The 21,786-nt window shown below is 52.9% G+C and carries 26 protein-coding genes; all 26 read right to left on the reverse strand.

Going from position 1 to position 21,786, the window contains the following annotated elements; translation table 11 throughout:
* Positions 1–14: 14 nt before the first annotated feature.
* The 26 genes from flhB to trmFO all read right to left on the reverse strand — a co-directional run bounded on the left by flhB (position 15) and on the right by trmFO (position 21,784).
* On the reverse strand, positions 15–1,103 hold the full coding sequence (gene flhB / locus C7820_RS12940; RefSeq protein ID WP_240913006.1) for a flagellar biosynthesis protein FlhB: 1,089 nt from the start codon (positions 1,101–1,103) through the stop codon (positions 15–17).
* A 22-nt stretch (positions 1,104–1,125) separates the two neighbouring features.
* Entirely contained in the window at positions 1,126–1,914 is a 789-nt protein-coding gene (gene fliR, locus C7820_RS12945; RefSeq protein WP_116231249.1) for a flagellar biosynthetic protein FliR, read from the reverse strand.
* Between the two features lie 12 nt (positions 1,915–1,926).
* Positions 1,927–2,196, reverse strand: a complete 270-nt coding sequence (gene fliQ / locus C7820_RS12950) for a flagellar biosynthesis protein FliQ (protein ID WP_076168126.1) — start codon at positions 2,194–2,196, stop codon at positions 1,927–1,929.
* Positions 2,197–2,228: 32 nt separating this feature from the next.
* Positions 2,229–2,981 (reverse strand): flagellar type III secretion system pore protein FliP, encoded by a 753-nt coding sequence (gene fliP, locus C7820_RS12955; protein ID WP_089546549.1) that lies wholly within the window; start codon positions 2,979–2,981, stop codon positions 2,229–2,231.
* On the reverse strand, positions 2,978–3,511 hold the full coding sequence (locus C7820_RS12960; RefSeq protein ID WP_076168131.1) for a flagellar biosynthetic protein FliO: 534 nt from the start codon (positions 3,509–3,511) through the stop codon (positions 2,978–2,980). Before C7820_RS12960 ends, fliP begins: the two co-directional genes overlap by 4 nt.
* Positions 3,512–3,519: 8 nt before the next feature.
* Positions 3,520–3,885 (reverse strand): response regulator, encoded by a 366-nt coding sequence (locus C7820_RS12965; RefSeq protein WP_076168133.1) that lies wholly within the window; start codon positions 3,883–3,885, stop codon positions 3,520–3,522.
* Positions 3,886–3,911: 26 nt separating this feature from the next.
* Positions 3,912–5,186: a flagellar motor switch phosphatase FliY gene (fliY, locus tag C7820_RS12970; RefSeq protein WP_076168136.1), complete on the reverse strand. Its 1,275-nt coding sequence runs from the start codon at positions 5,184–5,186 to the stop codon at positions 3,912–3,914.
* The gene (gene fliM / locus C7820_RS12975; protein ID WP_076168138.1) at positions 5,176–6,174 is read right to left on the reverse strand and encodes a flagellar motor switch protein FliM; all 999 of its coding nucleotides are present in this window, start codon (positions 6,172–6,174) and stop codon (positions 5,176–5,178) included. The genes fliY and fliM overlap by 11 nt, the downstream gene beginning before the upstream one ends.
* Positions 6,175–6,208: 34 nt before the next feature.
* Positions 6,209–6,676 carry a flagellar basal body-associated FliL family protein gene (locus C7820_RS12980; protein WP_076168140.1) on the reverse strand — a complete coding sequence of 156 codons (468 nt, stop codon included), beginning with the start codon at positions 6,674–6,676 and terminating at the stop codon, positions 6,209–6,211.
* On the reverse strand, positions 6,673–6,897 hold the full coding sequence (locus tag C7820_RS12985) for a flagellar FlbD family protein (RefSeq protein ID WP_076168142.1): 225 nt from the start codon (positions 6,895–6,897) through the stop codon (positions 6,673–6,675). The genes C7820_RS12980 and C7820_RS12985 overlap by 4 nt, the downstream gene beginning before the upstream one ends.
* Positions 6,898–6,953: 56 nt before the next feature.
* Positions 6,954–7,772 (reverse strand): flagellar basal body rod protein FlgG, encoded by an 819-nt coding sequence (gene flgG, locus C7820_RS12990; RefSeq protein ID WP_076168144.1) that lies wholly within the window; start codon positions 7,770–7,772, stop codon positions 6,954–6,956.
* An 83-nt stretch (positions 7,773–7,855) separates the two neighbouring features.
* Complete coding sequence (locus C7820_RS12995) at positions 7,856–8,245, reverse strand: TIGR02530 family flagellar biosynthesis protein (protein WP_116231250.1); 390 nt, start codon at positions 8,243–8,245, stop codon at positions 7,856–7,858.
* A complete protein-coding gene (locus C7820_RS13000) occupies positions 8,242–8,868 on the reverse strand; it encodes a flagellar hook capping FlgD N-terminal domain-containing protein (RefSeq protein WP_116231251.1) in 627 nt (208 codons plus the stop codon). Before C7820_RS13000 ends, C7820_RS12995 begins: the two co-directional genes overlap by 4 nt.
* 18 nt (positions 8,869–8,886) lie before the next feature.
* On the reverse strand, positions 8,887–10,353 hold the full coding sequence (locus C7820_RS13005; RefSeq protein ID WP_116231252.1) for a flagellar hook-length control protein FliK: 1,467 nt from the start codon (positions 10,351–10,353) through the stop codon (positions 8,887–8,889).
* A 78-nt stretch (positions 10,354–10,431) separates the two neighbouring features.
* Positions 10,432–11,367: a MotE family protein gene (locus tag C7820_RS13010; protein WP_076168152.1), complete on the reverse strand. Its 936-nt coding sequence runs from the start codon at positions 11,365–11,367 to the stop codon at positions 10,432–10,434.
* 42 nt (positions 11,368–11,409) lie between these two features.
* Positions 11,410–11,859: a flagellar export protein FliJ gene (fliJ, locus tag C7820_RS13015; RefSeq protein WP_076168154.1), complete on the reverse strand. Its 450-nt coding sequence runs from the start codon at positions 11,857–11,859 to the stop codon at positions 11,410–11,412.
* A 9-nt stretch (positions 11,860–11,868) separates the two neighbouring features.
* Positions 11,869–13,188: a flagellar protein export ATPase FliI gene (gene fliI / locus C7820_RS13020; RefSeq protein WP_076168156.1), complete on the reverse strand. Its 1,320-nt coding sequence runs from the start codon at positions 13,186–13,188 to the stop codon at positions 11,869–11,871.
* Positions 13,175–14,020, reverse strand: a complete 846-nt coding sequence (locus C7820_RS13025; RefSeq protein WP_076168158.1) for a FliH/SctL family protein — start codon at positions 14,018–14,020, stop codon at positions 13,175–13,177. The genes fliI and C7820_RS13025 overlap by 14 nt, the downstream gene beginning before the upstream one ends.
* Positions 14,013–15,029, reverse strand: coding sequence for a flagellar motor switch protein FliG (fliG, locus tag C7820_RS13030; protein WP_076168160.1), 1,017 nt, complete (start codon positions 15,027–15,029; stop codon positions 14,013–14,015). Before fliG ends, C7820_RS13025 begins: the two co-directional genes overlap by 8 nt.
* A gap of 11 nt (positions 15,030–15,040) precedes the next feature.
* The gene (gene fliF / locus C7820_RS13035; RefSeq protein WP_076168162.1) at positions 15,041–16,621 is read right to left on the reverse strand and encodes a flagellar basal-body MS-ring/collar protein FliF; all 1,581 of its coding nucleotides are present in this window, start codon (positions 16,619–16,621) and stop codon (positions 15,041–15,043) included.
* 98 nt (positions 16,622–16,719) lie between these two features.
* A complete protein-coding gene (fliE, locus tag C7820_RS13040; RefSeq protein WP_076168164.1) occupies positions 16,720–17,031 on the reverse strand; it encodes a flagellar hook-basal body complex protein FliE in 312 nt (103 codons plus the stop codon).
* A 41-nt stretch (positions 17,032–17,072) separates the two neighbouring features.
* A complete protein-coding gene (gene flgC / locus C7820_RS13045; protein ID WP_234489631.1) occupies positions 17,073–17,516 on the reverse strand; it encodes a flagellar basal body rod protein FlgC in 444 nt (147 codons plus the stop codon).
* 12 nt (positions 17,517–17,528) lie between these two features.
* Positions 17,529–17,936, reverse strand: coding sequence for a flagellar basal body rod protein FlgB (gene flgB / locus C7820_RS13050; RefSeq protein WP_076168168.1), 408 nt, complete (start codon positions 17,934–17,936; stop codon positions 17,529–17,531).
* Positions 17,937–18,462: 526 nt separating this feature from the next.
* Positions 18,463–19,866 carry an ATP-dependent protease ATPase subunit HslU gene (hslU, locus tag C7820_RS13055; RefSeq protein WP_076168169.1) on the reverse strand — a complete coding sequence of 468 codons (1,404 nt, stop codon included), beginning with the start codon at positions 19,864–19,866 and terminating at the stop codon, positions 18,463–18,465.
* Positions 19,867–19,882: 16 nt separating this feature from the next.
* Positions 19,883–20,425, reverse strand: a complete 543-nt coding sequence (gene hslV, locus C7820_RS13060) for an ATP-dependent protease subunit HslV (protein ID WP_076168171.1) — start codon at positions 20,423–20,425, stop codon at positions 19,883–19,885.
* An 18-nt stretch (positions 20,426–20,443) separates the two neighbouring features.
* Positions 20,444–21,784: an FADH(2)-oxidizing methylenetetrahydrofolate--tRNA-(uracil(54)-C(5))-methyltransferase TrmFO gene (gene trmFO / locus C7820_RS13065; RefSeq protein WP_089546541.1), complete on the reverse strand. Its 1,341-nt coding sequence runs from the start codon at positions 21,782–21,784 to the stop codon at positions 20,444–20,446.
* Positions 21,785–21,786 lie beyond the last annotated feature (2 nt).

Genomic DNA, 21,786 nt, shown 5'->3' on the forward strand with positions numbered 1-21,786 from the left:
TTACCTCCGATCCCTTATCTCACTTTGCCTTTTAATTTATATACATAAGCCAGTACTTCAGCCACGGCTTGAAACAAATCGGCGGGAATCGAGTCCCCAATCTCCGCCCTTTGAAACAGCGCACGGGCCAGCGGCTTGTTTTCCATCGTAATCACGCCGTTTTCCTTGGCGATCTCCTTGATCCGCAGAGCCACAAAATCCTGCCCTTTGGCTACGATTTGCGGGGCTTCCATGTTCGAGCCCTCGTACTTCAGGGCCACCGCGAAGTGGGTCGGGTTCGTGATGACGACGTCGGCCTTCGGCACTTCCTGCATCATCCGCTGCATCGCCATCCGGCGCTGCCGCTCCCTGATCTTCCCCTTGATCAGCGGATCCCCCTCCATTTTTTTATACTCGTCTTTAATGTCCTGTTTCGACATCCGGATGCTTTTCTCGAACTCATACTTTTGATACAAAAAATCCAGTGCAGCCATCACAAACAGGGCGGCCCCTATTTTTAGGCCGAGCGTCATCGTCAAACTGGCCACAAAATGAAACGTCTTCTCAATATTAACCTCGGACAGCTTGCCGATATCCGCTATCGCTCCTCTTAGCGTTTGATAAACGAGAAAGCCGATGATCACCAGCTTTAAGATCGATTTCGCGAACTCGACCAGAGAACGGACCGAGAAAATATTTTTAAACCCTTTGATCGGGTCCAGCTTACTGAATTTGGGCTTCAGCGATTCCCCCGTCAGCATGAAACCGACCTGCATCAAATTGGCGGCGAGCGCCATAACGACGACGGTAAGAAACACCGGAGCCAGCAGCAGCAAAATGTCGATACCGTATTCCACGGCGAGGCTCATGACGTTGTTAATCGACAAATCCATGGTCAGGCGGTTCAGAAAAATGTCCTTGAACAGTCCGACAAGCCGCTCCTTGAACGATGAGCCGAACATGAGAAGGCTGAAAAAGGAAGCCAGCAGAACGACCGCGCCGGTTAAATCCTGGCTTTTGGCGACCTGGCCCTTTTTCCGGGTATCCTGCCGTTTTTTCGGGGTCGCTTTTTCGGTTTTTTCTCCGCCAAACAGCTGCAGATCCAGGGGATACCTGTAGGACACGTTCCTTCCCTCCATCCTCACATTACGCAGGCTTGTGACCGATAATCCCCAGAAGCGTCTGCATCGACTCAAACATGATTCCGAACAAATCGCCGAAAATATAGGAAAAGCTCGGTACCAGCAAAAACAGAATCATCAGTCCGACAATAATTTTCAGCGGCATCCCGACGGCAAATACGTTAAACTGCGGTGCGGTGCGTGCCAGAAACCCCAGCCCGATGTCTGTCAGGAACAGCGCCGTGACGAGCGGAGCCGACATTTGAAAGGCAAGGACAAACGACTGGCCGAACGTCTTGATCAAAAATTCCGACAAGCTGCCGTCCGCCATTCTCATAAACAAGTCGTTGGAAAGCGGAACCCAGTCATAGCTCCGGATGATGCCGTCCAGCAAATAGTGGTGCCCGTTCATCGTCAAAAACAGCAGCAGGGCGAACATGTACTTGAAGTTGCCCAGCATGGGCGCTGAGGTGCCCGTCATTGGGTCCAGCACGTTCGCGATCCCGAAGCCGATCTGGATGTCGATGAAGGAGCCGGCCGTCTGGATCACCATAAACAGCACATAGGCGACGAATCCGAGCAGCAGCCCGATCAGCACTTCCCTGATGATCAAGAGGACGTACGTCACATCTGCCGGAACGCTCTGATGCACGCCATAAGTTAGGTACACAAGCGCAGATACGAAAAAAGCGATGCCTATTTTGAAAATATTCGGGACTCCTTTGGAAGAAAGCACCGGAACGACAACAAAAAAGGCTGTAATTCGACAAAAAATAAGCATAAAAACCGGCAGACTTTCCAGCAGCATGTTCATGAATAAGTCCGCCTATCCGATATATTTGTACAAGTTGTCCAAAATGTTAAAAGTGAAATCCACCAGCGTCGTCAGAATCCATGGCCCAAAGAAAAGAATCGCCAGCAGTACGGCCACGATCTTTGGCACAAATGCCAGCGTCTGCTCCTGAATTTGGGTTGTCGCCTGGAAAATGCTGATCACCAGACCGACGATGAGTCCCAGCAGCAGCATGGGCGCACTGACCTTCAGCACGGTATATACCGCCTGGCCGGCGAGACCGATAATAAATTCCGAATTCATGGCTGAGCATCCCGCCCCTTCTTCATACTCATTCAGGTATTAAAGCTCATCAGCAGCGACTTGACGACCAAATACCAACCGTCCACCAGCACAAACAGCAAAATTTTAAACGGCAGCGAGATCATGACCGGCGGAAGCATCATCATGCCCATCGCCATCAAGGTACTGGATACGACGATATCTATAATGAGAAATGGAATAAAGATCATGAATCCCATCTGGAAGGCCGTTTTGAGCTCGCTGATCGCGAACGCCGGCACCATGACCGTGAGCGGAATGTCCTTGTAGGTATTCGGCTTTTCGATCTTGGTATATTTCATAAACAGCAGCAGGTCCTTCTCCCTTGTGTTGGAGAACATGAATTTTTTCATCGGTTCCGCTGCTTTATCCAAAGCCTGCGTCTGTGTCAGTTCTCCTTTTAAATACGGCTGCAGGGCCACATCATTGATGGAGGAAAAGGTTGGCGTCATGACAAACAGCGTCAAAAAAAGAGCCAGCCCTACGATGACCTGGTTAGGGGGCATCTGCTGAGTTCCAAGCGACGTTCTGACAAAACCGAGCACGATCACGATCCGCGTAAAACTGGTCATCAGCACAAGCAGCGCCGGCGCGATGCTGATGACCGTGATGAGAAGCAGAATCGAGAGCGAGCTGGTGCTTGGCTTCCCTCCGGAGTCCCCTACCTGGATATCGATATTCGGTATCGGATCCGCAAAGGCGGCCGTCACCGAGAGCAGGCTGATCAATGTAACGATGATACAAACGAACAAAACCTTCTTTTTCATGGCTCCCTCAACCGATCTGTAGTATTGTCTTCCCGCAGGAGCTCTTCCATCTTCTCTTTACGGTTTGACATCCGGCGCAGCTTCTCGTCAAATACTTCATGAAATTCCGGCGTTTCCTCCAGGCTGATCTCCTCGGATACCGGTCCCGTTTTGCGCAGCTTTGCAGCAAGCTTGGCCACCAAAGGTGATAACCCGTTCTGCGAGTATGCCGGATCCTGTTCAAACGATGCCAGGATGACGGCGACCTCGTCAGGGTCGGTAATTTTATCGACGAGGCGAATGTCTTCGCCTACGCCGACCAAATATACGCTGCTGCCGATTTCAATGACCTGGAGTGATTTGTTCGGCCCCAGCCCGACAGCCCCCAGCGTCCGGATCGAACGGCTGCTGAACCAAGTTTTATTTTTCCGGCCGAGAAAACGGATCAGAAGAATAATGAGTGCAATAATCACCGCCAGGACGATGATGACATAAACCAGGCTGAGGGCGTAATTACCGGAGCCAGGAAGCGGCGTATCTGGATTACTCATCTAAAGTCCTAAACTCCCAGCGTCTTATTGATAGCTTCAATAACGCGGTCGGTCTGGAACGGTTTGACGATAAAATCCTTCGCGCCTGCTTGGATGGCGTCGATGACCATCGCCTGCTGCCCCATGGCGGAGCACATGATGACCTTCGCGGCCGGGTCGATCTTTTTGATTTCTTTCAGCGCGGCGATCCCGTCCATTTCCGGCATCGTAATATCCATCGTAATCAGGTCCGGACGAAGCTCTTTAAACTTCTCGATCGCCTGGGATCCGTCCTGGGCCTCTCCGACTACCTCAAAACCGTTTTTAGTCAAAATATCACGGATCATCATTCTCATAAATGCAGCGTCATCCACGATAAGAATTCGATTTGCCATTGATTAAAAATCCTCCCTAAATTTTGCTATTGTAATTTTTGTATTCGGTCCCACTGGCTGAGAATATCCGTGACACGCACCCCGAAATTTTCATCGATAACGACAACCTCGCCTTTGGCGATCAGCTTGTTGTTGATCAGGATGTCAACCGGCTCGCCCGCCAGCTTGTCCAGTTCGATGATTGAACCTTGAGACATTTCCAGGATATCCTTAATTTGCTTCTGGGTCCTTCCTAATTCTACGGTGACTTTAAGAGGAATGTCCATCAATAAGTTTAAATTATTTTGATCGACCTGGCCGAACGAGCCACCTTGTAAATTCGCAAATTGCACGGGCTGCACGTTGACGTTGCGGTTAGGCATAGACCCGTAATGCTGCGGCATGGCCGCATAAGGATTCTGCATGTTCGGATCGTACGCTTGCCCCGGCATGGAAGCGGGCATCCCGGCAGCTGGAGCACCGTAGCCCGGCGCGCCGGACGGCATTCCGTAATCCTGCTGCTGCGGAGCCGGCTGACTGGCTGTCGGAGGCGGGTAAGAGGCCTCAGGCTGAGATGCCGGCCGCTCAGGCGCTTCAACCGCTGGAGCCGCCTGCTGCATCGACTGTTCCGCCTCGTCCGAACCATGAATCAGCATGCTGACCATATCCTTGGCGAACTGGACCGGAAGAAGCTGCATGATCGTGGAATCGATCAATTCTCCGATTTTGAGCCGGAAAGAGATCTTGATCAGCGTCTGCTCGGAAGGCAGGCTGTTGACCCCGTCGCCGTTGGCCATGTCCAGAATGTCGATGCCTGGCGGCGAAATATTGACGAACCGGTTAAATATCGTCGACATCGAAGTGGCCGAAGATCCCATCATTTGGTTCATCGCTTCCTGAACCGCGCTGATATGGATTTCGTTCAGCTCCGCATCCTGCGGATCACCTTCTCCGCCCAGCATCAGGTCGGCGATGACCTGCGCGTCACGCGTTTTAATAACCAAAGAGTTGATCCCTTCAAAACCGTCCACATACGTGACATGAACAGCCACATGGGGCTTGGGGAACTCTTCCTCAAACTGGCTGCGGGTAATGATGGACACCTTCGGCGTCGTAATGTCCACCTTCTTGCCCAGCAGCGTCGAAAGTGCAGTGGCTGCACTGCCAAACGTAATGTTGCCGATCTCTCCCAGTGCATCCTGCTCCAGAGGCGTTAAATAATCGTCTACCGTCGAACCCGCATTTCGGGAGAAGTCGGCCGCTTCGGTCTGTTTCAGCAGGGCGTCGATCTCTTCCTGGGATAAATAATCTTTACTCGTCAAGTTCCTCAGCTCCTTCGCTGACAATTTCGTCGATTTGCACGGCCACGCGGTCTTTGACGGTACCCGGGCTTCCTATAAACTTCAACCGGTCACCAACCTTGATTTTCAGTCCCGAATGTACCGGCTTGGCCAGACTGATGACGTCCCCTACATTCAATCCCAAAAACTCGGATACGGAGATATAAGACTCCCCAAGCTCGGCGATCATGCTCAGCTTGGCTTGGCTGATCCGGTTTTTGAGCGACTCGGCTTCCTCCGGCACGCTGGACTTCTTCTCCGATACAAACCACTGATGGGCCGAGAGCTTCGACATGATCGGCTCCAGCACTACATGCGGAATACAGAGGTTGATCATGCCCGTCGTATCGCCGATTTTGGTGCTGAGCGAAATCAGGGCGATGGTTTCGTTCGGTGAGACGATCTGCATAAACTGCGGATTCGTCTCCATCGCTTCCATCCGCGGAGAGATATCGAGCACCGTTTTCCACGCTTCCGCCAAGCTCTCGAACGCCCGGCTGAAAATCCGCTCCATGATCGTCGTTTCGATTTCGGTGAGCGAGTTGATTTTGGAAGGAGCGTTTCCGACTCCGCCCAGCAGCCGGTCCAGCATGGCATAAGCCACGTTCGGGTGTACTTCCAGCACCATTCTTCCTTTCAAAGGTTCCGCCTCAAAAATATTGAGAATCGTCATCTTCGGAATCGAGCGGATAAATTCGTCATAAGGAAGCTGCTCGACCTGAACCACGTTAATTTGAACAAACGTCCGCAGCTGTGCGGAAAAATAGGTCGTCAGATAACGCGCGAAATTTTCATGAATCCGTGTCAGACTTCGGATATGATCCTTGGAAAAGCGGACGGCCCGCTTGAAATCATAGGAACGGATTTTTTTCTGGGTCTCTTCTTTTTTAAGTTCCTCCGCATCCATTTCACCGGACGACAGTGCGGCGAGCAGGGCGTCAATCTCATTTTGCGATAATACATCAACCAATCATCTCACCCCCTTACGGTTTCCGGTCGTTATGTTACAGCGGCGTCAAAACAAAGTTCGTGATGGAGATTTGCGTCAGTTTCCCTCGTGTCAAGGTTTTATTGATCAGATTGATCAATTTTGCGCTTAATTGGTCTTTTCCTTTGGAGCCCTTCAGTTCCTCGGGTCTCGTATCGGCGAGCGTCTTAATAATGATGGGCTTGATCTCGAATTCTTTGATCTTATCGAATTCTTCCTTCGATTTTTTGTCGTTCAATTGGAACGCAAAATTCATCAATACGATATAATCCTGATCCGCGAGATTGGTCTTGATATCCGTAATCTCCGAAGTGATTTCCACAAGCTCGTCTGCCGATAATTTTGGAGCCTCGATCGTTTGGGCGGCCGATTTCGTTTCGTTTGAACTGCTCCCGAAATATTTATCCATCAGCAAAAATGCGGCAAGCACGATCAGTGTAATCGCCAGCAGTATCGTTATTAGCCAGGGCAGCATCTTTTTCATGGGGATTCCTCCGTTTGTTGCACTTTAATAGTTGCGTTGTGAACGCCGATTTCCTGATTGTATTGCTTCACCAGGGAAATGACTTCCGCCGCTTTTTCCAAAACAATCATTCGTTTGCCCGTAACCAGGGTAATATACGTGTCCGGCGTTTCTTCCACTGTTTCGATAAGCAGGGCATTCAGCCATAATGGTGAGCCGTTTAACCGGGTAACTAAAATCATAGCAGGCCTCCTATGGAAATCGGAGGAGGACAGGCCTCCCCCGTCACTTCACTCTACTAACGCTTCAGATTGACAATTTCCTGCAGAACTTCGTCAGAGGTCGTAATGATCCGGGAATTCGCCTGGAAGCCGCGCTGGGCGACGATCATTTCGGTGAATTCGCCGGTCAGGTCAACGTTGGACATTTCCAACTGCCCGGCTACGATTGCGCCAGTTCCTGCATCTGCGTCATTCCCCGTTGTAGGGGTAAGCGTTCCACCATCGTTGGCGTTCAAAGTCATCCGGTACAGGTTACCGCCGATTTTCTCTAGACCTTCCGGGTTCGTCACCTTACCCACACCTATAATCGTTCCATTATCGGTAGTCCCGTCAGCCAGTTTCTGAATAATGGTTCCATCTTGGGAAATCGAGAATGAAACGGTCTCCGCTTGAAGCGTAATAGGAGTTCCATCGGAATCACAGACGAACATCCCATCTGAAGTCACCAGATTTTTTTGCGCATCCACATGGAAGTCACCGGCGCGGGTCAGAAATGGTGTTTCCTGATCGCCTGACAGTTTAATAAGAAAGAATCCGTCTCCGTCGATCCGCAGGTCTGTAGGAACGTTGGTGGTCATCGCGCTTCCAGCCGTATGAACGGTATCAATCGAACCGATGGACACGCCGAGACCAATCTGCTTGGCATTAACTCCGGCTTGGTCTGTTCCGTCCGGCGCTGTCACGCCAGATACGGTCTGGCTCATAACATCCTTAAACATGACCCGGCCTGCCTTGAAGCCGGTCGTGTTAACGTTGGCGATATTGTTGCCGATTACGTCGAGCTTGGTTTGGAATCCGCGCATCCCTGAAACGCCTGAATACATCGATCTCAACATGGGTCTGTTTCCTCCTAGGTTTGTGAAATGAACTGCGTCAGTCGGTCAGCAGTTCCCTGGCTTTCCGGTTCGGGCCAGCCAGCTTACGACAGCACAACCGCGCTGTCAATTTGGGTAAACACGTTGTCTTTCATGGATTTGCCGTCCATCGCCGTCACGACCGTCCGGTTAGGAACGTTGACGATGAGCGCCATATCCTTCATCAGGATCAGCGATTCCTTGCTGCCTTTGGCGGCAGCCTTTTCAACGGCTTGGTTCAGCTTGTCCAGCTGCTCCCCTTTGATCTCGATCCCTCTTTGCTCCAGCCGCTTGGCCGCATGATTGCTGAACTTGAGCAGGCTTCCCTGCAGCAGTTCATCAAATGACGTCTGGGACGAGGCGTCCGGCGTTGCGGCCGGTTTCGAAGTCTTGACGGGTGCGGCCGGATATATCCTTCCGGGATAGAGCTGTCCGATCGTCATCCGTTCGTTCATGCCGATTCCCCGTTCCCGCCTGTCGTGCCCTCTCCTGCCGCTGCGCTTGCTGCCTCGGCGCCTGTCTCTCCGGTTTCAGAGGCCCTGCCCGCAGAACCTTCTGCCGTGCCGTCCGCATTCGACGCACCGTCAGTTGATGGCGTTTCGGTATCTGCCGGCGGAGTACTCTCTTCCTGCTTGGCATTCATGATTTCGACGATCTTCGTAATCGGAATCGCTACCGACCCGACGGAAGCGTACTGAACGCCGTCCTTGACGATAATCGAATCCACGATGCCCGTTTTGATCTCAGACGTACTTTCGCCTGATTGATCGGAGCTGCTTCCGCTATCGACCCAGCTGATCTGTTTGCCGATCAGTCCCGATACGTTGCCAAGGGACTGACTCATGGCGTTCAGCTGGCTGGATATGTTCATCAGCTGCTCGACCGAGGTGAATTGGGCCATCTGGGCGATAAATTCCTTGTCCTCCATCGGCTGCATCGGATCCTGGTTTTTAAGCTGGGTCACCAGAATGCTCAGAAACTGGTCCTTGCCGAGCGTCTGCGTCTTCGTGCTGGCCTTCTGCACGTTGGAAGCCGAGTAGTTAGGCCAAATGTTGCTTGTCGATACGATATCTGACATGGTTGTTCACCTCCGTTTTTACGCTTTGGCTGTAAACGTATTTCCTTGGTCCGCCTGCTGCCGGGCAAGCCATTCATTCAGCTCGTCTCCCAGCTCAGCCACGGCCAAGGCATCTTCGGAGGAAGCGTCCTTGTCCTTTTGCCGGCGGTTCGGCTGCTGCTGACCCGATTGGGATTGACGGCCGTCGTGATACATTTGGGACTGCAGCGAAGGGTTTTGCGTTACCACAAGTTTCTCAACCTGCACACCCTGCGATTGCAGCGTACTGCGGAGCTGACTCATCTGCTGTTCCAGCAAATCCTTGGCTCCGGCGTGCTCGGTCGTAAATTGGGCAACGAGCTGTCCGTTTTGCATCGTCAGCTTAATGTCGACCTGGCCCAGGTGTTCCGGGTACAGCGATATTTTCGCTTCCGAGATGCCTTCTTGCTTCACGATTTCCAGCTTGTTTACGACAAATGTGCTCATTTCTTTGGCAAACTGCGTAACGGGCACCGCTTGCGCCGCTGCTTTATGAGGCGACTGAATGCCTTCTTTCATCACGAGATGCCCTGCCGTTACCGTTGTCTGGCTGGTAAGCGGATCCTCCGGCTTCGCCGCCGCTTCCACCTCTTCTCCGGAAGAAGGGCTTGCAGCGGATGCTGCTGTTTGCGCATCGGCATTCGGCTGCTGTCTCGTCAAGATCGTACTCAGCACGGCCTTGCCGCTTGCAGCGGATGCAGTATCGCCTGCCGGCTGCTGCCGGATCGCTTCCAACAACGCGGAGATGCGGCTGGCTTGTCCTTCCGCTTTAGGCTGGAACATTGGTGCCGTATCCTGTTGCGCTGCCGATTCCGAGTCCTTGACCAGAGCCGCCGGTTTGCTTTTCCCAGGAGCTGCGGCGTTCTGAACCAGGTTATGGAACGTTTCCAGCAGTTCTGCAGCCTGCGCCGCGGTGTCCGCCCCCGTATTGGGCTGCTGCAGCACCGTGATCAGCTGGGCCAACGCATCCTGTGCGGCAAACCGTGCCGTCGCCGGGTGGCTGGCCAGTGCCGTCAAGGCTTGATCTCCCTCATTAGCCGGGGTGTCTTCAGACTGTGCTTCGCCGTTTCCTTGAACGTTCAACAGCAAGGTGGTTACCTGCTGAATCCAGCTTTGCAGGGCGCTCAGCACTTCAGGGTCTTCGGCAATCGCTTCATCCAGCTGATCGGCATCCAGAAGAAGGCTTTGCAGCAGGGCTGCGGTATTCTGCTCATCACTGTCCCCGTTCCCTTGAACCGCCGTCGTTTGAGCATTTTTCAGCAGTCCTTCCAAAAGTGACGCCACGCCGTTCATGGCCGAAGCTTCCTGCGAACCGCCTGCTGTACCTGTCATCAGCTGAGTCAACGAGACTCCAAATGCCGGTACCAGTGCCGTTCCCGCCGAGGCGTTTGCCGCACCACCGCTTGTTCCCGCTGTCTTCGCTCCGGCTGACGCACCTGCGGAAATGTTTTGAAATATCAGGCTCATCTTTGTTTTCACCTCCTTTCGCGTGCAGTACTACATTCAAGTACTCTGTTGAAAAGAAGCTCTGGTTGAAAAGAATCACTACTTGCTGCTTAGCAGCTTGTTGAGAATGACAGCGCTCGTCTTCTGGTCTGTTTTGCTCATCGAATCCAAAATGCTTGACCGTGTCGAATCTGCCACGGCGCCTAAAATCGTCAGTACTTTGTCCGGACTGATCTTGTACATGGCCAGCAGCAGATTGGCCGCGCTGTCCGCGTTCATCGACCCGAACGTCTGGCTGATTTGAGCCTTGTCGAGCCCGGTTGACGACGGTGTCGTCTGCGCGGCGCTGTCCTTGTTCACTCTGGACTGAAGCGCCGCGATCGCCAAATCGCTGGACGATACGGAATCCTTCATTTTCAGCGTGATATCCGCCGCCATCTTTGGATCCATCTTGGCGAGGATGTTCATCCGGCTGTCCGCATCCATAGCGCTAAGCAGCTGAACGACCTCTTCCGTGGTCATATTCTGCAGAATTGGCGCCGCTTTGCTCGGGCTCATGCCGGCGTACATTTTCGCCAAGTTTTTGACCTGCTTCTCGTAATCGTCGGCGGTATTTCCCGCCTGTGCATCCGCAGACTGCGCGCTGCTCTCTTGGAGCTGATCGATCTGCGTCTGCAGCGATTTGATTTTACTGTCCTGCTGCTTCTGGTCTTCCTTAGCCTTCTGAAGGTCCGCTTCCTTGGCTTCCAGCTGGCTTTTCAGCTCCTTGATCGTAGCGGTCGCGCTCTCCACCTGTGCTTTCGTTTTGTCCAGCTTGGCCGCTGCCGGATCCTTGACCGGGTCAGGAACCCAGTTTTTCACAACCGGAATTTTGTTGGCAACACCGAGCACTTCGTTCCGAACGTTGGTGTTCAGCAGCATCAGAAGCACGCCCAGGAGCACCACCGTAAAGATGATTGGTATAACAAGAAACAAAAACCGTTCAAATCCCCCTGTTGATTCTTTCTCTAATTCTTCAAAACCTGTTCTTGCCACAGTTGTTCCACCCCCAAGCCAGCAGCTCTATATCACGTTCACTCATCTCGCCCTAGCGCCCATGGCAAACCGTACGGTCGCCATCTCGTCAAGCTCGTTCTGCTCATGCAGGAGCGCCTGCTGCTGAAATGCCGTCTTTGCTTTGTCCCGCGCTTTTAACCAGACGTTTTCATCCAGCATCTTTGTGGACAAATGCTTCTGCTGTATCTGAACCTTCATATTGGCTCTGTTCACATCCACATGCTTCATCCGTATGCATTGGTCCAAATATTCGACATACGCCTGAATTTCCTGAATCATGGAGACAGGAACGCATTGGCCGGCAGCTTCCTGAAGCTGCTTGACCATGCTCTCCCGGATATCCAGCAGCTCCCCCAGCGACTTTTCTTCCGCCTGAAGCTTGCCGATGGCGCTGGACAGCATCCATTCCGCCTGGGTACGTTCGTTGCTTTTGAGGTCGACAATTTTTTGGAACGCGTACTGAAATCTCATCCCTTATGGTCATCTCCTTGAAAATTCGGAAATCAAACGTTCTTGAACCTGCTCCAGCGTCACTTTTTCGTCTACGCGCTGCTTGGTAAAATCCCAGATGGCCTGGATGGAATCGATGGCTTCATCGATTTGCTCATTCGAGCCTTTTTGGTAAGCGCCGATGTTGATCAGATCCTCGGACTCTTTATAGACAGCCATCAGCCGCTTCAAATTATCCGCAGCGTCCGTCTGCTCGCGCGGCGCAATATCCTTCATCACCCGGCTGATGCTGGCAAGCACGTCGATCGCGGGAAAATGGCCCTTGTTCGCGATACCCCGGTTCAGCACGATGTGCCCGTCCAGGATTCCCCGCACCGCATCCGCGATCGGCTCATTCATGTCGTCGCCGTCGACGAGCACGGTGTAAAAGGCGGTAATGGAACCTTGCGGCCCTGTCCCCGCCCGTTCCAGCAGCTTCGGCAGGCTCGCGAACACCGACGGCGTATAACCGCGCATCGCCGGCGGTTCGCCGATCGCCAGTCCCACTTCACGCTGCGCCATCGCATACCGCGTCACGGAATCCATCATCAGCATGACGTTCATGCCCCGGTCCCGGAAATACTCGGCGATGGTCGTCGCGATCAGCGCTCCCTTGATCCGGATCAGCGCAGGCTGGTCGGAGGTGGCCACGATGACCACCGATCGCTGCAGCCCTTCAGGGCCCAGGTCGCGCTCGATAAAATCGAGCACTTCCCGTCCCCGCTCGCCGATGAGCGCGATCACGTTGACATCTGCTGCGGTGTTGCGCGCGATCATGCCCATCAGCGTACTTTTCCCGACGCCGGATCCGGCGAAGATCCCGACCCGCTGCCCTTTGCCGATGGTCAGCAGACCGTCGATCGCCCGTACGCCGATGCTGATCGGCTCCAGCACCCGGGGCCGGTTCAGCGGGTTCGGCGGCGTGTTATACGTCGAGCTGTGCGGCATTCGGGTCGGAATCAGGGAGCCGTCGAGCGGCTGCCCCAAACCGTCTAGCACTTTGCCAAGCAGCTCGGAGCCTACCTGAACGCTTAGCGGCTTGCCCGTGCCGACCACATCGCACCCTGGTCCGATCGACTGCAGCTCGCCGAGCGGCATGAGCAGAACCTTGTTGTCGCGGAAACCGACAACCTCCGCCTGCAGCGGCTTGGCGCCTTTGCTCGGATAAATGTAGCAGACGTCTCCGACGCTGGCGTCCGGGCCTTCCGACTCGACCATCAGTCCGATGACCTGGGTGACTTTTCCGTTGATCCGGACTGGATCAATGTTCCGCAAATGCTCCATATACCGTCCGCTGTCAAGCACCTTCATTTTGGTCTCTCCGTTCCCCTTCGTCCAGAGCGATACGTATCAGCTCTTTTTTGATTTCGGTCAGCTGAGTTTCCACGCGTGCGTCGACGCTGCCGAACGAAGAGCGGATGACGCAGCCGTGATCATGGACCGTAGCATCCGGCAGGATCTGCAGCTCCGCTTGCGAATCGATCGCCACGCTCAGCTCTTCCCGGGCTGCCTGGACAAAAGCGAAATGCTCCGGCGCCACGCAAAGCGTAATCACACCCTGCTCCCGTTTGCGGGACAAGTTCTTCCGGATAAGATCGATCGCATAATCCCGGTCCACGGTCAGCTGCTTGTCGATCACCTTTTCGGCGATGGCACAGCTCAGATCTACGAGAAAGGGCTCGGCTTCCTGAATGATCTGCTCCTTGATCATATAGGCATGCCGCAAAACCGACTGGGCTTCGGCCATCATTTCCTGAAGCTTGGCCGCAAGATCCGCTTCCGCTTTCTCAGCGCCTTCCCGGTATCCTTCCGCGTAGCCTTCCGACTTCACGGCCTCGATCAGGTGCTCGTCCTGCTCCCTGCGTTCCTGCCACCACGCATTGATCTTCTCCTCGTTCTCGGCCAGTATCCGCTGCGCCTCTTCAGACGCCTCACGGATGTGTCGCTCCGCGAACTCCTTGGCATCCTGCAGCATTTCCTGGCTGAGCCGTTTGCTCTCTTCATCCGCCTGGGCCCGGATCTCTTCAATCTTCACTTCATTGTTTACCTCATCCTGCTCCGGAAGCGCATAGTGCCTTGCCAGATCCAGCCGTTTGAGGGCTTCCACCGGTACGTACTGCGAAGATTTAATCAAATTAGACAATGATGTCATCTCCTCCGCCGCGGGCGATGATGATCTCCCCGGCTTCTTCCAGTCTGCGGATGGTGCCTACGATGCGGGTCTGAGCTTCTTCGACGTCACGCAGCCGCACTGGCCCCATATATTCCATCTCTTCCTTGAAGGTTTCGGCCATCCGCTTGGACATGTTGCGGAAAATGACGTCCCGCACCTCTTCGCTCGCCACCTTGAGGGCAAGCTGAAGGTCGGCGTTCTCGATGTCGCGGATGATCCGCTGAATGGAACGGTTGTCGACGTTGACGATATCCTCGAATACGAACATTCTCTTCTTGATTTCTTCGGCCAGCTCCGGATCCTGAATTTCGAGCGAATCGAGGATCGTTCGTTCGGTTCCCCGGTCGACCCCGTTCAAAATCTGGACGATCGATTCGATGCCGCCGGCATTCGTGTAATCCTGTGTCACGGTCGCCGACAGTTTCTGCTCCAGCACGCGCTCTACCTGGGCGATAACTTCAGGTGATGTGCTGTCCATAACCGCGATTCTTCTTGCCACATCCGCCTGCTTTTCCTGCGGCAGGGAGGACAGAATCGCCGCCGCCTGCTCAAATTGCAGGTAGGACAGCACCAGGGCGATCGTCTGAGCATTTTCGTTCTGTATAAAGTTCAAAATCTGGTTCGGATCCGCTTTGCGGGCAAAATCGAACGGGCGCACCTGCAGCGTCGCCGTCAGACGGTTGATGACCTCCAGCGCTTTTTGCGAGCCGAGCGCCTTTTCAAGAATTTCCTTGGCGTAGTTGATGCCGCCCTGCGAAATATATTCCTGGGCCAGACAGATTTGATGAAACTCGGACATAATCAGGTCCTTTTCCACACTGTCCACTTTGCGCACATTGGCGATTTCCAGCGTCAGCTGCTCGATCTCGTCGTCACGCAAGTGCTTGAAAATTTGTGCGGACACTTCCGGTCCCAGCGTAATGAGCAGGATGGCCGCTTTTTGGCGCCCGCTCAGTGCCTGGCTGTTTGCTTTTGCCATAAATCCACCCCCTATTCATCCGCGAGCCATGTGCGCAGCAGGTTGACGAATTCATCCGGCTTTCTCTTCGCCAATGTCTCCAGCTGTTTGCGCACCTGACTTTCGTTCGTCACGCTCTCCAGATTAATGGAAGGAAACTCTGCTGCAGGCGGCAGCGGAAGATCTTCTTCGATTTCCTCTTTGTTCTTGCGGCGGCGGTAAATCAGGTAACCTCCACCCGCAAGCAGCGCAAGCGCGGCAAGGCCGATTCCCCACAGCATGCCTTGGGAAAGCTTGATTCCGCTCGGCTGGGTAACATTACCACTGAAAGGTTGCGAATAGACCGAAACTTTTTTAGCCAAATCAGCGTCTGTATATGTAATACCGGAATCGGCAAGCGATGCCCTTACGATATTTACCAAGATATTCTGAATGGCATCTCTGGTTTGTTGATCTACACTGGTTTGTCCCGTTGGTGGTTCAACTGCTACGTTTATGGTTAAATCTTTTACGGTATACGGACTGGCAACGATGTCTTTGGTAATATGGTTAACCTCGTAATTGATCGTCTTGGACAAATCCTCGGAAGTTACGTCACCTGTGGACGAGTTACTTGGATACCCCGGCACCTGGGTTTGGCCCGTGCCTGCCACTCCGCTATCCGGATTGCTCTTACCCGTATAATTCTTCGAAATTTCCTGAACGCTGATTTCAATGCCTTTCATGTTCTCCGTATCTACCGGTGTCACCATGTTTTCCTTGCTCTGAACTTTATCGAAATTCAGCTTGGAGACGACGAGGACATCGACTTTATTCGGTCCCATGAACTGGCTCAGAAATTCTTTGACGTTCTGGCGAACTTCGCTTTCGAACTTTTTCTGAAGCGCAAAATTTTCTTCGACGGACGAGGACAGCGTTCCCGAACCGCCTTGGGCCGACGACAGCAGCTCCGTATTGCCCTCTGATTCGGTGATGGTGATATTCTCTACCGGCAGATTCGGTACGGCGGTCTTGACCAAGTTGAAGTACCCGTCGATCGTTTGCTGGCTTGGATGATAACCCGGCTTAAAGGTAAGCACGACTGAGGCGCTTGCTTTCTCCTGGTCTTCTTCGCTTGCAAACACGCTTTCTTTCGGCAGGTTTACTAGGACTTTAGCCTTACTTATGCCGTTCATGCTCGTGAGCAGCTGCTCAACTTCTCCGTTCAATGCGTTGTTGTACTTGACGTTAAACTCGCTGTCGGTTGTGCCGATCGATGATGATTGATCGAACGTTTTGAAACCGATGGATCCGTTCTGAATGAGTCCCTGTGAGCCGACATCGACCTTGATGCGGGCCGCCTCCGTACTCGGTACTGAAATGGATGTTCCGTTAGGACTCAATTTATACGGGATGTTGTTCGTATCGAGATAGTTCATAATGCCTGCGGAGTCGCTGGCATTCAAGTCCTTGAAGGCCACTTCATACTCCGTTTTGGAAAACTGCATGGTCAGCACGACAATGGCGATGATAATAAAAGCGATCGTAGAAATGAATAAAATTTTCTGTTTTTTGCTGAATTGATTCCAGTACTGAACGACCTTGTCCTTATACTGGACGATTCTTTCGTTCACAACGTCACCCACCCCACCCGAAAACTTAGCATAAATCTATGAATGAATAGGTTCAGGCGATCCGCCAAATCCTTCGTTCACTCTTTTGTCTGCAGCCTTTAAATTTGCGTCCGCATGATCTCCTGGTACGCTTCGATCGCTTTGTTCCGAATCTGCGTCGTCAGCTCCAGGCTGAGAAGCGCTTTTTGCGAAGAAACCATCACCTGGTCCACATCAACTTGTCCGAGCATGAACTGATTGCTCATTTCTTCGGCGGCTTTCTCTTGCCCGGCCACCTGGTTCAGCGCATTTTCCAGATAAGATCCGAAATCGCTAAGGGATTGGGCTGGCGTCTTGCTTGCGCTTGATGCGCTTTGCTTCATGTCGAGCGGTTGGATGCTTTGTGTCGAAAACATCGAGTTTTGAATCATCAATGTCCCTCCTTACCTGCATTTATTTATTCAGACTAGGCTTATCGACCTATTTCCAAGGCCTTCGTGATCATCGCTTTTGAGGAATTCAGTGCTGTGACGTTCGCTTCGTAGGATCTCGTGGCCGAAATCATATCGATCATTTCTTTGGCGATATCCACGTTAGGCATGTAGACATACCCTTGTGCATCTGCATCCGGATGAGTCGGATTGTATACCGGCTTCAGCGGCGTCTGATCCTCCTGGATTGCAGCCACTTTCACACCTTTCCCCGCACTTTGTCCGTTCATTTGTGCTTCCAGCATGCTGGAGAAATCCGATTCATTCGGCGAAAGCACAACCATTTTGCGGCGGTACGGCACTGCTTTGCCGTCAACCACCGACGCTCTCGTCGTTTCCGCATTCGCAATGTTGGACGAAATGACGTCCATCCGCAAACGCTGTGCCGTCAGCGCCGAAGCGCTGATCCCAAAGCTGCTGTTCATGTTCACCCGCGATTATCTCCCTTCAATGGCTGTCCGCATCATTTTGATCTGGTCGTTCATCTGCTGGATGTAGGCGTTGTACTGAAGCTGGTTGTCAGCCAGTGCGGACATCTCCCGGTCAATATCCACATTGTTCATATTGTTGTTCATCGCTGTCGATTGGTCCTCCGTTACAACTGGATCCGGGACCGAATTCGTAGGTCCAATGGCGAAGTGCCGGGGATCGGTGACCCTGCCGCGAAGCTGAGGTGCAGATCCATTAATTTCCTGCTGGAGCAGGCTTTCAAATGACACTTCGGACCGTTTGAAATAAGGCGTGTCGACATTGGCAATGTTGTTCGCAATGACTCTCTGGCGCGCGTTTGCGGCCTGTAGTCCGCCTTCCAAACGTTGAAAGCTGACGCTGTTCAGCAAATCCATTCCGTATCCCCCTTATTTTCCATAACTTTACTATTTGTCCGTGGGGAACTTTCTTCCCAATTTCACTTTTTTTCGACAAAAGTCCTTAGAAATATTGCTTATTCTAGGTCTAAAGTAGAAAAAATTACTATATTGTCGTATATCCTAAGTTTCTTAAAGATTGGGACATATTACAATAAGAAAAAAGCCCTATCTTTTACCAGAAAGAAGGTCTTTGTTCTTAATTTCTCTGAAATTTTTGCTAAATCTTTGCAGGATAAGGGTTTGTGGGCTTACATAGGACAGGCCTGTTGTCACATTTCGATAAAAACTCAGCTTGAATAGTCCTAGAATTTCAGATTTGCGAAAGTGTCGTAAAATAACCCCTCCCTTGCATACGAGCGCAGGATTATAGTTATACCTCCCAGAGAGGTTCTTACGATGTCGGCACTGTCTTTCCTGTGGTCCCTTCCTCAGCACAACAAAAAAAGACATGCCCGAAGGATCTTCATCCTTCTGACATGTCCCCGCTGTGACGGTTGTCGGTTTACAATATATATTGACTCAAATCGCGGTCTTGGGCGATGTCGCCCAGCTTTTCGCGCACGTATTCCGGCGTGATAGTCATATTCTCCAAGGTCAATTCAGGAGCCTCAAACGACAAATCCTCGAGCAGCTTCTCCAGAATCGTATGCAGCCTGCGCGCACCGATGTTCTCGGTATTCTGATTGACGGTCGCGGCAATTTTGGCAATTTCCCGGATCGCTTCAGATGAGAATTCGACCTCGATGTCCTCGGTTTTGAGCAGCTCGGTATACTGCTTGGTCAAGGCGTTCTTCGGCTCGGTCAGAATCGACACAAAGTCGTCGAGAGACAAGCTGCTCAGCTCCACGCGGATCGGGAACCGGCCTTGAAGCTCGGGAATGAGGTCCGACGGTTTGGCGATATGGAATGCACCTGCTGCAATAAACAAAATAAAGTCCGTCTTCACGGGGCCGTATTTGGTCATGACCGTCGACCCTTCCACGATCGGCAGAATATCCCTCTGGACGCCTTCACGGGACACGTCAGGCCCAGAGCCTTTGCCCTGGCTGGCAACTTTATCGATTTCGTCGATAAAGATAATGCCCGACTGCTCAGCGCGAAGAATCGACTCGGCGATGACGTCGTCCATGTCGATCAGCTTGGTCGCTTCCTCCTGCGTCAGCACTTTGCGCGCCTCCCGGATCGGCAGCTTCCGCTTCTTCGTCCGGCGCGGCAGCAGGCTGCCGAACATTTCCTGCATGTTCATGCCCATTTGGTCATTCCCCTGCCCGGCCAGCATATCCATCATCGTCGGCGAGTTGTCCTCCACGTCGATTTCGATCATGTCGTCTTCCAGGCTGCCGGACTGAAGCTTAAACTTCACCTGGCGCCGGCGTTCGGTCACGGTGCTGTCCTGCTCCTTATCCTCTTCCGTATCCTGTGCGTTCTGGTTGCCATTGCCGAACAGCATTTCAAACGGGTTGCGCTGCGCCTTGTTTTTGCCAGCCGGCGGAACGAGAATTTGCACGATTCGTTCGTTGGCGAGCTCCTCGGCGCGGTCTTTTACTTTTTCCGTACGCTCCGCTTTGACCATGCGGATGGACGTTTCGATCAAATCGCGAACCATGGATTCCACGTCGCGGCCGACGTATCCCACTTCCGTAAATTTGGTGGCTTCGATCTTCACAAACGGCGCATTGACCAGCTTCGCCAAACGTCTGGCAATTTCGGTCTTGCCCACACCCGTCGGACCGATCATCAGGATGTTCTTCGGTACAATCTCATCCCGAACATCCTCGGGAAGCCGGTTGCGGCGGTAACGGTTGCGCAGTGCGACGGCGACGGATTTCTTCGCCTGCTTCTGGCCTACAATGTATTTATCCAGTTCGGCCACGATTTGTCTTGGCGTCAAACTTTGGTTATCCATATGCATTCCTCCACCCTTACAGCTCTTCCACAATGATATTTCCATTGGTGTATACGCAAATTTCCGAAGCAATTTTCAAAGCTTCCCGCGCGATATCCTTCGCTTCCAAGTCCTGGGCGTGACGCTTCAGCGCCCGTCCGGCGGAGAGCGCAAAATTGCCTCCCGAGCCAATGGCCAGCACGTCGTCGTCCGGTTCGATGATTTCACCGCCACCGGAAATGAGCAGCATGCCGGTTTTATCCATAACGATCATGAGTGCCTCAAGCTTGCGGAGAACGCGATCCTGGCGCCAGTCCTTGGCGAGCTCCACGGCGGCACGCTGCAGATTGCCGTGATGCTCCTCCAGTTTGCTTTCGAATTTTTCAAAAAGAGTAATGGCGTCCGCCACGGAGCCTGCAAAGCCGGCAACGACCTGGCCTCTGTACAGGCGGCGCACCTTTTTGGCGGTCTGCTTCATAATGACATTTTCACCGAAGGTCACCTGGCCGTCACCGGCGATCGCCGCTTTTCCGTTATGGCGTACAGCACAAATGGTTGTCGCATGAAAAGATAAATCCATACCTACAGACCTCCTAATCTATACTTCCTGATGTTCGGTTGCCAGACCGGCTTCCTTGATAAACGCGGCAATCGTCTCCAAAGCCCGATTGGCCAGCGCCTCGTTCTTTTCCTTTTTGTTGCGGATCTTCTTCTCCAATTTCGGCAGCAGGCCGAAGTTGGCGTTCATCGGCTGGAAGTGCTCCGAATCCGCGGTCGTAATATAATGAGCCATGCTGCCGAGTGTGCTTGTGTCAGGGAACACGACAAGGTCCTGTCCAAGCGCCTTTCTCGCTGCATTAATGCCCGCTATAAGCCCGGATGCGGCAGATTCCACATATCCCTCTACCCCTGTCATTTGACCGGCAAAAAACAGGTTCTCATTCGTTTTCAACTGATAGGTCGGTTGGAGCAGCTTCGGAGAGTTGATGAACGTATTGCGGTGCATGACGCCGTAGCGCACATATTCCGCGTTTTCCAATCCCGGAATCATAGAGAATACGCGCTTTTGCTCTCCCCATTTGAGATGGGTTTGGAAGCCGACCAGATTGTACAGCGTACCGGCGGCATTATCTTGACGCAGCTGCACGACCGCATAAGGCAGTTCACCCGTGTGCGGGTTGACCAGCCCTACCGGCTTCATCGGCCCGAACAGCGCCGTCTGCTTGCCGCGCTTCATCATGACCTCGATCGGCATGCAGCCCTCGAAGTATACTTCCTTCTCAAACTCTTTCAACTGCGCGACTTCCGCATTGACCAGCGCGTCATAAAACGCGTTGAATTCCTCTTCGGTCATCGGACAGTTCAAGTAAGCCGCTTCGCCTTTATCATAACGGGAAGCCAGGTATACTTTGCTCATATCGATGGAGTCTTTCTCGACGATTGGAGCCGCAGCATCGTAGAAGTAGAAATACTCTTCGCCCATAAGTGCTTTGATCTCGGCGGAGAGTGCAGGCGAGGTCAGCGGGCCTGTGGCGATGACGACAATCCCTTCTTCTGGTATATGCTGAATTTCTTCGTTTACGACTTCAATCAGCGGATGGTTATGGAGAGTGCTCGTAATATCCCCGGAAAAACCGTCGCGGTCCACCGCCAGAGCGCCTCCGGCAGGAACCGCATTTTTATCGGCGGACTTCAGGATCAGCGAATCCAGCATCCGCATTTCTTCTTTGATGACGCCGACTGCGTTCGTAAGTCCGTTGGCGCGCAGCGAATTGGTGCAGACGAGCTCGGCGAACTTGTCCGTATGGTGCGCGGGCGTCTTCACGACCGGGCGCATTTCGTATAATTTCACGGGAACCCCCCGGCTTGCGATCTGCCAGGCAGCCTCGCTGCCTGCCAGACCCGCGCCGATGACGGTTACCTGCTGTACTTCTGTCAACT

It is taken from the genome of Paenibacillus sp. VMFN-D1 (genome assembly GCF_003386155.1).
Lineage (GTDB): Bacteria > Bacillota > Bacilli > Paenibacillales > Paenibacillaceae > Paenibacillus_AQ > Paenibacillus_AQ favisporus.